This is a genomic window from Pseudoalteromonas shioyasakiensis (assembly GCF_024518675.1).
GTDB classification, from domain to species: Bacteria; Pseudomonadota; Gammaproteobacteria; order Enterobacterales; family Alteromonadaceae; genus Pseudoalteromonas; species Pseudoalteromonas shioyasakiensis_B.
Genome location: NZ_JANIGL010000005.1, coordinates 128,099 through 143,164, shown reverse-complemented (window position 1 = coordinate 143,164; position 15,066 = coordinate 128,099). Strand labels below are relative to the sequence as shown.

The window sequence follows — 15,066 nt, the reverse complement described above, 5'->3', positions numbered from 1 at the left end:
GGATTAGTGGGTATTTACCGGCTAACGATCAAATTTAAGAATGAGGAACAGCCTCGCGGCTGAAAACACTGAGGTAACTATGGCTAAATTAAGAAGTGCAACAACAACAGAAGGTCGAAAACGCGCAGGTGCACGAGCATTATGGCGCGCAACAGGTATGACAGACACCGACTTCGGTAAACCAATTATTGCTGTTGTTAACTCATTTACGCAATTTGTACCAGGCCACGTGCATCTTAACCAACTTAGCGAATTGATGGCTGAAACCATTACTCAAGCTGGTGGGGTACCAAAAGAGTTTAATACCATCGCTATAGATGACGGTATTGCTATGGGACACGGTGGCATGCTTTATTCATTACCTTCGCGTGACTTAATTGCCGATTCAGTCGAGTACATGGTAAACGGCCATTGCGCCGATGCGATGATCTGTATTTCTAATTGCGACAAAATCACTCCAGGCATGATGCTTGCGGCACTACGTTTAAATATTCCGGTTATTTTTGTATCGGGCGGGCCAATGGAAGCAGGTAAAACTAAGCTTGCTAACATTGATATTAAACTTGATCTCGTTGATGCCATGGTTAAAGGCGCAGATACTTCTGTAAGTGATGCTGACTCAGAGCAAGTTGAACGTTCAGCGTGCCCAACCTGTGGCTCATGCTCAGGCATGTTTACTGCCAACTCTATGAACTGTTTATTAGAAGCGATAGGTTTAGCATTACCTGGCAACGGCACTACGCTTGCTACACATAAAGACCGTAAACAGCTGTATGTTGAAGCCGGCGCACGCATTGTCGATTTATGCCGTGAGTACTATCAAAAAGATAACCAAGATGTATTACCGCGCGCCATTGCAAATAAAACCGCCTTTATGAACTCAATGGTCGTTGATATCGCAATGGGTGGATCGTCAAATACCGTATTGCATTTGTTAGCCGCAGCCCAAGAAGCAGGCGTCGATTTTGATATGTCTCACATTGATGAGTTATCACGTAAAACGCCATTTTTATGTAAAGTAGCGCCAGCAACGCCTGAGTATCATATCGAAGATGTGCACCGTGCTGGTGGCATGATGGCAATCGTGCGTGAGTTAGGTAAAGCGGGTTTAGTTGATTTATCAGTTAACCATGTTGCCGGTATGACCATGGGTGAGTTAGTTAAAAAATGGGATGCCACAGATCCAAACAACGAAGCTGCGCAAAAGTTTTATCGTGCAGGGCCTGCAGGTATACGTACGACTAAAGCAATGAGCCAAGAGTGCCGTTGGGATGAAGGCGATAACGACCGTGAAAATGGCTGTATTCGTAGTGTTGAACATGCATTTCGCCAAGATGGTGGCTTAGCGGTATTATCAGGTAACTTAGCGGTAGATGGCTGTATTGTTAAAAGTGCTGGCGTAGTCGATGAAATGCTGCATTTTGAAGGCACGGCCGTGGTGTATGAATCACAAGATGATTCAGTTGAAGGTATCTTAAATGACGAAGTTAAAGCCGGTGATGTTGTCGTTATTCGCTACGAAGGTCCTAAAGGTGGCCCAGGCATGCAAGAAATGCTTTACCCAACCAGTTACTTAAAATCAAAAGGTCTTGCTGAAAAGTGCGCCTTGATCACCGATGGTCGTTTTTCGGGTGGTACCTCAGGTTTATCAATTGGTCACGTATCACCAGAAGCGGCAAGCGGCGGTGCCATTGCTTATGTTGAGAACGGCGATAAAATTATCATTGATATCGCTACTCGTGAAATCACTCTAGCATTAACTGATGAAGAGCTTGAAGCGCGTAAACAAAAACAATTGGCTCGTGGCAAACAAGCCTATAAGCCGCTTGATCGCGACCGCTATGTCTCATCAGCGTTAAAAGCGTATGCGCTACTAGCAACCAGTGCTGATAAAGGTGCGGTACGTGACTTAGCCAAACTGGAGGAGCTTAGCTAATTATGGTTTCTCAAGAGCTCGATTATTTTCGCGCTATTATTCAAGCGAATATGGAGCCGTTGGCAAAAGTTACTGAAGTAAGCGAAATGCCTACTTTGAGTGAGCGCCTCGGGAACCATGTTTGGTTAAAGCGTGAAGATCAGCAGCCGGTTTATTCGTTTAAACTGCGCGGTGCGTATAATAAATTAGCAAAATTACCAAAAGGCACAGTGGTGATCACCGCTTCTGCGGGTAATCATGCCCAAGGTGTGGCGCTCAGTGCCTCACATTTGGGGCATCAGGCGACTATTGTCATGCCTGTTACCACACCTGAAATTAAAGTAAGTGCAGTGCGTGCTTTAGGTGGCGAAGTCGTATTACATGGTCATCATTTTGATGCCGCTAAAGCCTACGCATTAGAGTTAACTGAAAAACGTAATGGCGTTTTTGTCCCACCCTTTGATGATCCTGACGTCATTGTTGGCCAAGGCACTGTCGCACGTGAGCTAATGCAGCAGCTTAATCAACTAGATGCGGTGTTTATTCCTGTAGGGGGCGGTGGCTTACTTGCGGGAATGGCGGTGTATATTAAATCGTTACGTCCTGATATTAAAGTCATAGGTGTTGAGGCTGACGAAAGTGCTTGTTTACAGGCCGCTCTTGAAGCTGGAAAGCCTGTAGAGCTTGAACGTGTTGGTAGTTTTGCTGATGGTGTTGCCGTTAAAATCATCGGTAGTGAAACCTTTCGTTTAGCACAAAAGTTTTGCGATGAAGTGGTTACGGTATCAGGCGATGAAATATGTGCTGCAATGCAGGATATTTTTGTTTCAACCCGTGCTATTGCAGAGCCCTCTGGTGCACTTGCAACTGCCGGGCTTAAAAAGTGGAGCCAGCAAAGTGGCCTTAAAGGGTTGCATTTAGCAGCTATTTTGTCTGGCGCTAACTTAAACTTTGACCGCCTGCGCTATGTAGCTGAGCGAACCGCTTTGGGTGAGCAGAACGAAGCCTTATTTGCGGTGACCATTAATGAAGAAAAAGGCAGTTTTAAGCAGTTTTGTGCATCTTTAGGTGGCAGAGCAATAACAGAGTTTAATTACCGTTATGCCGGTCCCGGCGAAGCACAAATCTTTGTCGGTATTGCCTTGCGACAAGGTCAGCAAGAGCTTGATGAGCTTAAAAGTGATTTATCCTCAAATGGTTATCAATTTTGTGATTTATCAGACAACGAACTGGCGAAACTACATGTACGTTATATGGTAGGTGGTAAGGCGCCAGAGCAAATGCAAGAACGGTTACTGCGCTTTGAATTTCCTGAGTACCCTGGTGCACTTGCGCGCTTTTTAGATACCTTGGGAAGTAATTGGAATATTACTTTATTTCATTACCGCAACCATGGTGGCTCAATGGGCAATGTACTTGCAGGCTTTGCGATAGAGCCGAGTCAGTTTGAGGTGTTTAATGAGCATCTAAACCGCTTAGGGTATAGCGTACAAGATGAAACAAACAACCCATGTTTTACTCAGTTTTTGACAACGCAACCGCCGATAAATGCGCCTCAGGCAGCTAATAACTAATATTATTAGCATATATAGGTAAAATTGCCTTATTAACAATTTTACCTATAGTTAGTAGTAATGACTTATTTACCCATGGGTGTAACTATTGCTACTTAAAGGATTTATCGCAGCAATTGGCATAATCGGTTTACTATGTTGCAGCGCTGCAGTCGCTGAGACCAAGAATGTAACTTTACAGCTTAAATGGTCGCATCAATTTCAGTTTGCTGGCTATTATATGGCGCAACAAAAGGGGTTTTATAAAGACGTTGGGCTCAATGTTACTCTTGCTGCGGCGGATGTAAGTGAGCCTGATACCTTTAGTAAAGTACTTGCAGGGCAGGCGCATTTTGGCGTCGGCCATTCGGGAATTCTTCAACACCGTATTAATGGTAAACCTCTGGTTGCTTTAGCTGCTATTTTGCAGTTTTCGCCTTATTGTTGGATGGTAAAAAAAAGCTCCGAAATATTTCACCCTAGAGATTTCTTTAATAAGCGTATCAGTGATATCAGCCGTAAAGAAAATGCTGAGTTATTGGTGATGTTAGAGCGCAGTGGTATTGATACCCAGTTGTTGCCAGCATACCTTGGTAGCGGCAAAGCCGAACAATGGCTCAATGGTGAGCTTGATGCAATGCAAGTTTATATTACGAATGAACCGTTCGTTATGAGGCAGCAAGGTGTAGAGCATCGCCTAATTTGTCCGCAAAGATACGGCATTAATGTGTACAGCGATATACTCTACACCACAGAAAACATGCTAGTGCACCACCCTAAAACGGTTGAAAAATTTTATCAGGCTAGTCTAAAGGGCTGGCGCTATACGATGATGAACTTAGACGAATCAGTCGCTGTGACTGCGCAGCATTATGCAAAGCATAAAAGCGTTGCTGAGCTCACTTACGAAGCTGAAGTGTTAACCGATTATATTTCACCACCGGGTACTAAACTGGGGGCTATGTCGATGGCCAAGTGGCGCTTGATAGCCGATTTATACGATATTGAACAAACTAAATTTGACCAAATTAAAGTGGGCTTTATGTATCAATATGATAAACCTGAAAAACTACAACTCTCATGGATGTTGATTGCAGCCATCATTATTAGTGTTTTATCTATCCCGCTTTATCTACGCCTGATGCTGAAAAAAAGCGTATAATGCAGCAAATACTTTTCACCATTTTAATTTTATGACCCTTGCTGAGCAGTTTACTGCCCTTGATGACTTTTTATTTTCAACTCGCCAGTACTGGCAATGCACTGCGTTTGATTACGATGAACTCCCTTGGCCAACGCTTGAGCCTATACTCGCTGCACTAACCGATGAACAAGTGGCTGAACTTGATAGCGACCAAGATGCACTCTATAGGTTTTTTACTCCTTACATTACCGGTCTAGAAAATCTGGCTGGTTTATGCACACTTGTCACAGCGCAAGTTAAGCGTACAGAGTATCCATTTTGGCTTAGTAATGGTATTAAAGGGCGCAAGTTTGAGCAACTTCAAGACTTTGTTGCGGCACTTGGAGAGCAAACCAAACCCGTGCTTGAATGGTGTGCGGGGAAAGGGCATTTAGGACGTATGCTGGCATTTAATCAAGCGCCTAGTGTACACAGTATTGAGTTACAACAACACTTATGCGACCAAGGTCAGCATAGTGCACAGCAGCAGGGGCTTGCAATGCGCTTTAGTCAGGCTGACGTGTTAAAAGATGATGTATCAAACCACTTTACTCAGCAACAACATGCGGTTGCTTTACATGCCTGTGGCGCTTTGCATCAGAGCTTTATGCAGCAAGCCTGTAATGCCCAAACAAAACAAATAAGCTTATCGCCTTGTTGCTACCACCTTTTTACTGATGATGTTTATATAGCAATGAGTGAACGCGCTAAGCGTAGTGAACTTAAATTACGGCATCGAGATTTAAAATTGGCACTACAAGAGACAGTCACAGCGCCTTCAAGAGTCGCGAAAGTACGTAAAACCGAAGTTGAGTGGCGGCTTGGTTTTGATGCAATGCGTAAAGCCATTACCGGCTCTACTAGCTATGTGAGTGTACCCTCGGTTAACAAGGCAGTTTTCTCAGATTCATTTAAAGCATTTTGTGCATGGGCAGCTGAAAAAAAATCTTTAGAATTGCCGCAAGATATTGATTACGAGTATTTTTTACAAAAAGGAAAAATACGCAAAAAGGTGACTGAACGTATTGAACTGGTTCGACATGTGTTTAGAAGAGCAATAGAAGTTTGGCTTGTGCTCGATCGTGCTTTATATTTGCAACAACAAGGTTATCAAGTCACCGTGAAAACGTTTTGTGAAAAGCAATTAACGCCTCGCAATATCTTGATCCAAGCACATTTACCGTTATAAATAGATAAGAGATGCAATGAAAAAGTTAAAGAATTTGTTCGATAATAATAGGCTTTGGGCAGAGCGCACTAAACAAAACGATCCTGACTTTTTTGCTACCTTATCAAAGCAGCAAAATCCTGAATATTTATGGATTGGTTGCTCGGACTCGCGCGTTCCAGCAAATGAAATTGTCGACTTACTACCAGGAGAGCTATTTGTTCACCGTAACGTCGCTAACATTGTCGTTCATACTGATCACAATTGCCTTTCTGTTATGCAGTATGCTGTAGAAGTGCTAAAAGTTAAGCATATCATGGTAGTCGGTCATTATGGCTGTGGTGGTGTGCAGGCGGTGCTTAATGACGCTAAATTTGGTTTGATTGATAATTGGCTGCGTCATGTAGGTGATATAAAAGAAAAGCACATGACACAATTAAATGCAGTGCCAGAGGAAAAGCGCCTTGATGCACTCATTGAATTAAATGTTATTGAACAGGTGCGTAACGTTTGCCGTACCAATATAGTGCAAGAAGCTTGGCTACGAGGCCAAAACCTAACAGTTCATGGTTGGGTATATGGCTTAGTCAATGGTCATCTACATGATTTAGAATCTGTAGTGACCTGTACTGATGAAATGGCTGATACGTATAAAAGTGCGGCGCAAAGAGTATTTGACCGTAATATTAAATAATGGCTATTTGAGCTGCGACTCTACGCATTTTCTTCAGCGCGTAGAGTAAGCACTTCATAGCCATCAGCGGTTACAGCGATAGTGTGCTCCCATTGTGCCGATAATTTTTTATCGCGGGTAACTACCGTCCAGCCATCAGGCTTGGTTTTTATTTTTGCCGCACCTTGATTGATCATAGGCTCAATGGTGAACGTCATGCCTTCTTTGAGCTCTACACCGGTATTGCGTTTACCATAGTGCAGTACTTGTGGCTCTTCATGCATTTGTTCGCCAATGCCATGTCCGCAGTACTCTTTAACTACGCTATAACCATTACTATGGGCAAAGTTTGCTATAGCGTTGCCGATATCACCTAAGCGCACCCCAGGCTTGACCATTTTTATTCCTTGCCACATGGCTTGGTAGGTTTTATCAACCAAACGTTTAGCCAGTGGAGAGACCTCACCAAGCATGTACATTTTACTTGAGTCAGCAATATAACCATTTTTCTCCAGCGTGATATCAATATTAACAATGTCACCTGACTTTAAAACGCGTTTAGTATCGGGGAAGCCATGACAAACAACCTCGTTAACAGAGCTATTTAATACATACGGGTAATCGTATTGCCCTTTACTTGCAGGACGTGAGGCAAGCTGTTTAATAATATAACGCTCAACCAAATCATTAATTTGCATAGTGGTAATACCGACTTGCACATGCTCATCTAAATAGGCAAACACCTGCGCGAGTAAACGGCCAGATTCACGCATTAAAGCAATTTGTTCGGGGGTTTTGATGACGATATCACTCATGTTGGAACTCCTTCGTAGTGACATCTGCTTGTGCCAGCTGTTGTTTTAAAATTTCTGCGTAAGTCATGGTTGGGTTAAGCTCAGCAAGCATGCCTATTTTTATCCAGAATTCAGATTGTGAATTGATTGAACGCACCATGGTGCTGCTGGCTTTACGAATTTCTTCGTGGAGTTCGTCGCTAATTTTTACAATGCCCATGAAACCTGCCGATATATAAAACGTATATATATCGTATATTGTTTTGTATGTTTTTCAAGTATAAGTTCTGTGATAGTTATAAAACTCAAAGTGAAAAAAGTGAAACGGTAAAATATAGTAGGTGTGATGCGTGGCTTGGCAGGGAGCGCTAGTTACCCATAAAACCGTTCACTTTGTGCAATAGAGGTTTTAGTGGCTTATTCAGTAGGAGGTTAAGCGGCGTTTCGCTTATAAAGAAAGAGTCTCAAGTTCAAGGGAAGATGAAGCGTACTTCATACTCCCTTAGCCGTTAGCAGCCTATCATGGCTGATAAGGTAATGATGATTGGTGCAGAACAATTCTTACTTTGTCATCATCGCATACTTTAAAGACAAAGCTTTTGTTGACAAAAATGTGGCTGTCGTCTGCGCCAATGAAGTGAACATTACATTGCACGATTGCTAAATCACCATGTAAGATAAAATCTTCTTTGCTGTACCATACTTTTACCCAAGGCTTTAGTTTAAAACCATTATCGTCTGGGTAATCACTATTACCACCAACAAAGTAAGAAAGCGCACCTTCTTTGGTTGGTCGGAATGTTTGTTGACCAAATGTCAGTGTCGGTTTAAATAACACATGGCCGTTATCGTAATCATAATTTTCAGATAGTACCTGCAGTGAGAACGCTTTTGCGTCGCCGCCTTGTGCGTGGATTTTACCAACTTTGACTACGTTATCGCACCAAGTTTGTAATGCTGTATGTACCATTTCTTTAGTAAACATAAGGTGTACATTCCTCCGATATTGTTTTTTTAGTCGTTCTTTTTACTAAGTTGCTCCTCTAAAAGCGCAACTTTGGCTTCCAGTTCAGTTAATTTTTCACGCGTGCGAATAAGCACTTGGCTTTGTACGTCAAATTCTTCACGGCTTACAAAGTCCATTTCAGTTAACTTACTTTGAATAGCTTGTTTGGTTTTTGCTTCAAAAGTATCCGCGAGGTTTTTCACACCCTGTGGCATGTTACTTGAGATTTGCTTAGCGATTTCTTCAATTTTTGCTGGGTTGATCATATCTATCCCTCGGTGTCGCGTAAAATGATAATAACTAATCTTACCTTATTGGCTAGGCGTATTGTAGTGATTACGCTAAAATTGCCCGTCTTTAATGTAATCTCTTTGGTCGTTATGAAACTCAATCCTAAACAAGATGAAGCGGTAAAATATATTAGTGGCCCATGCCTAGTATTGGCAGGGGCGGGCTCTGGTAAAACGCGAGTAATTACTAATAAAATCGCTTACTTGGTGCAAAAGTGTGAGTATCAAGCGCGTAATATAGCAGCGGTGACCTTTACCAATAAAGCAGCTAAAGAAATGCGCGAAAGGGTGATGCAAACGCTCGGTAAGCAAGAGTCGAAAGGGCTTTGGGTATCTACCTTTCACACCTTGGGCCTTGAGATCATTAAAAAAGAGTTAAAAACGTTAGGATTTAAACCGGGTTTTTCATTATTTGACGATCAAGACACCAATCAATTACTTGGTGACTTAACCGAAGACGAACTAAAAAAAGATAAAGATTTACTTAACTTATTGAAGATGCAAATCGGCAGTTGGAAGAATGAACTTATCTTGCCAGAGCAAGCAATTCGCGAAGCTCGCGAACCGCAAAAAGCGTTGTTCGCGCAACTTTATGCTCGTTACCAAACTCAGTTGCGTGCTTATAATGCATTAGATTTTGACGATCTGATTATGATCCCAACTTTGCTATTAAGCACAAATGCCACATCTCGCGATCGCTGGCAACAACGTTTTCGCTATTTGCTGGTGGATGAATATCAAGATACCAATACTAGCCAGTATCAACTGGTTAAGTTGTTGGTGGGTGAGCGTGCCCGCTTTACCGTGGTAGGTGATGACGACCAATCAATCTACTCTTGGCGTGGTGCCCGTCCGCAGAACCTTGTATTACTGAGTAAAGATTTTCCAGGCCTTAGGCTTATTAAGCTTGAGCAAAACTACCGAAGTGCAGGGCGAATTCTTAAAGCCGCTAATATATTAATTGCTAATAACCCTCATGAGTTTGATAAAAAACTGTTTAGTGAGTTAGGTTATGGTGAGCCAATAAAAGTGATTGGCTGTCGTGATGAGGAGCATGAATCTGAGCGAGTGGTGGCTGAGATTATCTCTCATAAGTTTATGAAGCGCACCAGTTATAAAGATTACGCTATTTTATATCGCGGTAATCACCAAGCGCGTGGGTTTGAAAAGTCACTTATGAGTAACCGTATTCCGTACAAAATTAGTGGTGGTATGTCGTTTTTCTCACGCTCCGAAATCAAAGATATCATGGCGTATTTACGTCTGTTAGTGAATCAAGATGACGATAATGCATTTTTACGTATCGTTAATACTCCACGCAGGGAAATAGGCACGGTTACCCTTGAAAAGCTAGGGACATTAGCGAACGAAAAGCACGCTAGCTTATTTGCCACCTGTTTTGATAATGACTTAAATTACAGGTTAAAAGGCCGTGGCTTAAACGCGCTAGCGGGCTTTGCTCGTTGGGTGGTTGAACTGTCTGATAACGCTGTACGTGGCGATACCCTCGAAGCGGTTAAGGACTTGATCAGACAAATAAACTACGAAGCTTATCTCTATGAGACATCACCTAGCGCGAAAGCGGCAGAGATGCGGATGAAAAATGTGTCAGAGTTATATCGTTGGATCACCGATATGCTAACGGGTGATGCAGATAACCCTCCTATGACATTAGCCGAGGTGGTGAGTAAGCTAACTCTACGCGACATGCTTGAACGTAATGAAGAAGAGGACGAAAGTGATGCGGTACAATTGCTAACGCTTCATGCTTCAAAAGGTCTCGAGTACCCATACGTATTTATGGTGGGAATGGAAGAAGGGTTACTGCCGCACCAAGTGAGTATTGATGAAGAAAATGTCGATGAAGAGCGTCGCTTAGCGTATGTGGGGATCACCCGTGCACAACAAGAACTGACCATGACCTATGCTAAAATTCGCCGACAATTTGGTGAAACATCGCAAACGGAATTAAGCCGTTTTGTGCAAGAGCTGCCGCAAGATGATTTAGCGTTTGAAAATAAAAAGGCGCCTAGTAGCCAAGCAGAACGTATGGAGAAAGGCCAAGCACGGGTAGCTAACTTACGGGCTATGTTAAAAAAGCCTAACTAATTTAGTTGTTGTTCGCTATTATTTATATCAGCGTTGTAGCTTCCCGGGGTGTTTATTGCGTGTTGCTTACCAACAAATAAAGACAGGCCATGAGTATCTAATAATGCTCTAAAATTTAATATAGAAGGGCCTTTAGCTATCACTTTTACTTGTTTTATTTTGGTGATGGCTAATACACCTTGCAGCTGTAAGTCGTAACTTTGTTGTTGTAAAACGCGTTTACTAAAGGTTGAGCTTAATAATAAATAGTCAAAGCTTAACTCGGTAAGTAAGTTTAATTCACAACGATCTTTGGCAAAATCATTTAAGCCAATCGCATAGCCTAGTGCGCTAAGCTGCTTTAAGTTAGTTATTTGTACAGCAGATGCATAACGAATTTCTTGTTCATTAAATAATAAGCATAACTGTTTTTGATTTGGCTGGTTTTGTAATGTTAAGCATAAAGCTGCAAACTCGACCTTTTCAAGTAAAAGGGCAGAGCAAGGCAGTAATGCTAGGCCTAAATTAGCTGCTTGCGCTTGTTTGCAAGCTTGATCTAGCAGCTGCAATTCGACCTCAAGTTGCTGTGCTTTGTCGGCAGCGAATTTTTTCAAAATATCAAAGCTGGTGCTGCCCAATACGGGATGCTCACCAAAGGCTTCAATTAGCACTTCTGATTGAAATTGTTCATCGAGGGTAATAATTTCAGAGCTGCGAAAATGCATCGGCAATGCATCGAGATGATGGCTTGCTTCAAATTCTTGATTGTTGGTGCTTACATTAAGTAATGGATGAAAAAACTCAAAGCGACTGCGACCGGCATTTTTTGCGTAATACATGGCCGCATCTGCATCACGAATTATTTCATCGGTGTGCTTATAGTGTGTTTTTGAATAGGTAATACCTACACTGGCGCCACTTTGTACACAAATCCCCTTCATGCAGAATGGTTTTTTCATTAACTTAATTATACGCTTTGCGACATCTTCAGCTTGTTGGCGCTCAGTTAGGTGGGTTAATAAAATAACAAATTCGTCACCACCTAGGCGCGCCAATAGGTCGTGTTCACGTATACACTGTGAAAAACACTCCGCTACCCCAATTAAAAACTGATCGCCCGCTTGGTGACCAAGTTGATCGTTAATGTCTTTAAACTTATCTAAATCTATAAATAGGACCGCAAACTCTTGCTCAGGGTAGCGCTGGTAATGCTGTAGGGTCTTTTCAAGCTGGGTCAAAAACAAGCTGCGGTTTGGTAAACCTGTGAGCGAGTCGTGGTGGGCATCGTGATATAGTTGTTGCTCAATCTTTTTCCGCTCTTCGATCTGCATTTGTAAGTGCATATTTGTTTGGCGAATTTCTTTGGTTTTTTCGGCAACACGATGTTCTAAATTTTGATTACTACGCTTAATGGCCTGGCTGGCTAAATGAGCTTGCAATACTGTTGCTATCTGGTGAGAAACAAAGGTAATTAACTCACAGTCGTCTTGATTAAAAATATGCTTATTTTGATAAGCCTGACAGACAATTAAGCCAATTACACCTTGCGATGTTTTAAGCGGGGCACCTAACCAACTGGTTGCTGTTTGTTGCACAGGAACTACCTCTGGGCGTTCAACTGTGCCGCTTTTAATTAGTTTTTCTGCTCTGTTGGAGTCGATCAATTGAGTTTGTTCAGTACTTAAAACCAGCTCACTATAGCCTTTAGCAAAAGGACGAGGTTGTGTATTTTCACTAAATTCATCGACGCAATACGGGAAATTTAACCAGCCAGACTTTTTATCATATAGTGCGATATATAAGTTATCAGCATACGTAATGGATTTAATGATTTCGTGAACTTGCTGGTACACTTCTTCTATGTGTTTACTTTGTGTTGCAAGTTCAGAAATTTTAAATAGAATTTGTTGGCGTTCTAAGGTTTTTTTATGTTGCTTAACTTCAACATTGAGTGCTTCATTACTTTGTGTAAGGGCACGAGTGCGTATTTTTACTTCAGATTCTAATAGCTCACGTTTTTTAACTCGTTCAATCGCAGTGGCAAGGTATAACGACATAACTTCGAGAAGTTCTATCTGCTGATCTGAATAGCTTTGGCGTTCATCATAACTTTGCGCAACGAGCACGCCAATTATTTGTTTTTCACGGTAAACAGGTACGCCTACCCAGTGTTCCGCTGGTGATCCTAGTAGTTTAAAAAGTCCCTTGTCGGCATCTTCTTGCATCTCATTACCTTTGTAATAAGTTGTTTTGCCTTGCTTGAATACATAACCAGTCACACCTTGGCTAAAGTTATGATCTTGATTTAAAGGAATTGCGATACCGTCTTTTTCATCGGCGAAATACGACAGCTCTAGGGTATTTGTGAATTGATTGAGTAGTACAACATAAAAACTTTTGCTTGGTACATAGTCTTGCAGAATATCGTGGATCGCAGGGTAAAGTAGCGTTAACTCGGCAACAGTGCTCGCTTGCTCTGATAATTGGAGCAGGGCATGTTGAAGGTGATGTGATCGCTTATACTTTTTGACTAAAGCGGATAAACGGGCATTCTTATGCTCTAGTTTTTGTAGTAAAGCTGCTTTATCTTCCACTGACGTTGAACCGACTGTTTTTATTGTATAATAATTACACTCATATTTTCATTTTTTGGGTTAATCGTCAAGTAGATAATAGTATTAGAAAGATATAATAATAATTAGCTATAAAATACTGCTTTATTTAGCAGCTGCAATAAAAAAGGCTGATAAAAATCAGCCTTTTTTAAAATTTCATAAGTAATTAAGTATTACTTTTTAGCCATGAAATCGATAGCAGCTCGCAGTTCATCATCAGAACAATCCATGCATGTTCCTTTTGGAGGCATTGCATTGAAGCCATTAATTGCATGATCTAAAAGAGTGTCTGCGCCTTTCGCTAAACGAGGTGCCCAATCCTCAGCTGACTTTGGTGCACCTAAAGCCCCTGTGCCATGGCATGCAAAACATGCGGCTTGATAAACTTGTTCACCTGAACGAGGGCCTGACGGCACTTCAGCAACTGCTGCTTTATCGCCTTCAAAGTAAACGGCACCAATTGGTGCGATACGTTTTTTGATCGCATCTTCAGTCATAGAGTTATCATATGGCTGTGCGTATGCGGTGGTTGCTAGCAATAATAATGCTGCTGATAGTTTTTTCATTTTGCCTTGCTCACTTCGATTTGAACGTGATCAATCACGATAGATGACGGAATTTAGAACGATTATAACGCTTAGCTGCAATTTATAAAACGCCGTGAGCTGTTTTTATTTTGAAAAAACGACATTTTTTGCGTTAGCGCAAAAAATGTCGTGGTAAAGCTCAGTAAATAGTAGGTTGAAATTGATTAACACATCTTAATGACGGCTTTGACTAGCTTTTCAATACCGGCATCGGCATCTAGTATTGATTGCGCGAGCATATAAGCTGGGGTACTGACGACTTTATGTTTCTCATCAATCACAATATCATCCACCATGCAGTCGATATGCTCAGCACCTAAAGCACTAATCGCAGAAGCTGTATCTGCATCATTACCAATGGTGGCTTTGATGCCTGTTTGGTAGATCAGTGGGATCATCGCAGGTGCTATACACATATAACCTGCGGGTTTAGCCATGTCTGCAAACTGTTTGCAAGCTTGCATTACATCAGTATTCATTTGCGCTTCAGCGCCTTTAACTGCAAAATCACACAAGTTTTTCGCTGCACCAAAACCGCCAGGAATAATCAGTGCATCAAAGTTACTTGCGTTGAGTTCAGTGACAGGTTTTATATCACCACGGGCGATACGAGAGGCTTCAACTAATACATTACGATTTGGCGCCATTTGCTCACCAGTAAGGTGATTAATAGTATGCAGTTGCTCTACATCTGGCGCAAAACATTGATAGCTAGCACCTGCTTTAGCTATGTGCAGTAAAGTCAGTACCGCCTCGTTTATTTCTGCACCATCATAAACACCACAACCAGCTAAAATTACAGCAATTTTTTTCATAATGAAGATCTCCTTGAGGTTGGTTTAGTTAAGTCTAACATGCGATTACGCTAAACATTGATACACAGATGATAAAATAAATTTATTGCCTCAGATCGCAATCTAGCAAAGTGAACTCGCGGTATATGCTTTTTTGAAAGTCTACTAAGAGGAAAAAATTATAAAGGATCACTATGATCTTTGATCCATTATGGTAGAATGCTTGTCCGGTTATTTAGAAGGGTATAAAATAACCGTTTACTGGTTTGCATATATAAGGCCATATATAAGACAAGTACAAGGAAAGTAAAGCAGAGTAAATTGCTTTTCCACATTGGCCAAAAAAATAATAAAAAAGAACGCCGTATTATCTTTTTATATAAATCAACGAGTTAATGTT

13 protein-coding genes are annotated in these 15,066 nt (G+C 41.6%); 6 read left to right on the top strand and 7 right to left on the bottom strand.

Translation table 11 applies throughout. The features are described 5' to 3' along the window. The first annotated feature begins 79 nt into the window (after positions 1 to 79). From ilvD to can, 5 genes are all read left to right on the top strand, one after another. The gene (gene ilvD / locus NQT69_RS14615; protein WP_256828430.1) at positions 80 to 1,936 is read left to right on the top strand and encodes a dihydroxy-acid dehydratase; all 1,857 of its coding nucleotides are present in this window, start codon (positions 80 to 82) and stop codon (positions 1,934 to 1,936) included. Between the two features lie 2 nt (positions 1,937 to 1,938). Next, complete coding sequence (gene ilvA / locus NQT69_RS14610) at positions 1,939 to 3,489, top strand: threonine ammonia-lyase, biosynthetic (protein ID WP_256828429.1); 1,551 nt, start codon at positions 1,939 to 1,941, stop codon at positions 3,487 to 3,489. Between the two features lie 88 nt (positions 3,490 to 3,577). Then, complete coding sequence (locus tag NQT69_RS14605; protein ID WP_306174068.1) at positions 3,578 to 4,630, top strand: ABC transporter substrate-binding protein; 1,053 nt, start codon at positions 3,578 to 3,580, stop codon at positions 4,628 to 4,630. 31 nt (positions 4,631 to 4,661) lie between these two features. Beyond that, entirely contained in the window at positions 4,662 to 5,840 is a 1,179-nt protein-coding gene (locus NQT69_RS14600; protein ID WP_256828428.1) for a methyltransferase, read from the top strand. Between the two features lie 16 nt (positions 5,841 to 5,856). Continuing rightward, positions 5,857 to 6,513, top strand: coding sequence for a carbonate dehydratase (gene can, locus NQT69_RS14595; protein ID WP_256828427.1), 657 nt, complete (start codon positions 5,857 to 5,859; stop codon positions 6,511 to 6,513). A 20-nt stretch (positions 6,514 to 6,533) separates the two neighbouring features. On the opposite strand, the gene map is transcribed toward can, so the two are convergent. The 4 genes from map to ubiK all read right to left on the bottom strand — a co-directional run bounded on the left by map (position 6,534) and on the right by ubiK (position 8,558). After that, positions 6,534 to 7,307, bottom strand: a complete 774-nt coding sequence (gene map / locus NQT69_RS14590) for a type I methionyl aminopeptidase (RefSeq protein ID WP_256828426.1) — start codon at positions 7,305 to 7,307, stop codon at positions 6,534 to 6,536. Next, entirely contained in the window at positions 7,300 to 7,506 is a 207-nt protein-coding gene (locus tag NQT69_RS14585; protein ID WP_087532680.1) for a ParD-like family protein, read from the bottom strand. The genes map and NQT69_RS14585 overlap by 8 nt, the downstream gene beginning before the upstream one ends. Before the next feature lie 300 nt (positions 7,507 to 7,806). Continuing rightward, on the bottom strand, positions 7,807 to 8,271 hold the full coding sequence (locus NQT69_RS14580) for a hypothetical protein (protein ID WP_256828425.1): 465 nt from the start codon (positions 8,269 to 8,271) through the stop codon (positions 7,807 to 7,809). A 29-nt stretch (positions 8,272 to 8,300) separates the two neighbouring features. Continuing rightward, positions 8,301 to 8,558, bottom strand: coding sequence for a ubiquinone biosynthesis accessory factor UbiK (gene ubiK / locus NQT69_RS14575; RefSeq protein WP_256828424.1), 258 nt, complete (start codon positions 8,556 to 8,558; stop codon positions 8,301 to 8,303). A gap of 114 nt (positions 8,559 to 8,672) precedes the next feature. Between ubiK and rep the strand changes: the two genes are divergently transcribed. Beyond that, entirely contained in the window at positions 8,673 to 10,691 is a 2,019-nt protein-coding gene (gene rep, locus NQT69_RS14570; RefSeq protein WP_256828423.1) for a DNA helicase Rep, read from the top strand. Here the strand turns inward: rep and NQT69_RS14565 are convergent. The 3 genes from NQT69_RS14565 to elbB form a co-directional block, all read right to left on the bottom strand. Beyond that, complete coding sequence (locus NQT69_RS14565) at positions 10,688 to 13,264, bottom strand: bifunctional diguanylate cyclase/phosphodiesterase (protein WP_256828422.1); 2,577 nt, start codon at positions 13,262 to 13,264, stop codon at positions 10,688 to 10,690. The genes rep and NQT69_RS14565 overlap by 4 nt on opposite strands. Positions 13,265 to 13,458: 194 nt before the next feature. After that, entirely contained in the window at positions 13,459 to 13,851 is a 393-nt protein-coding gene (locus tag NQT69_RS14560; RefSeq protein WP_256828421.1) for a c-type cytochrome, read from the bottom strand. A gap of 185 nt (positions 13,852 to 14,036) precedes the next feature. After that, on the bottom strand, positions 14,037 to 14,687 hold the full coding sequence (gene elbB, locus NQT69_RS14555) for an isoprenoid biosynthesis glyoxalase ElbB (protein ID WP_256828420.1): 651 nt from the start codon (positions 14,685 to 14,687) through the stop codon (positions 14,037 to 14,039). Between the last annotated feature and the right edge of the window lie 379 nt (positions 14,688 to 15,066).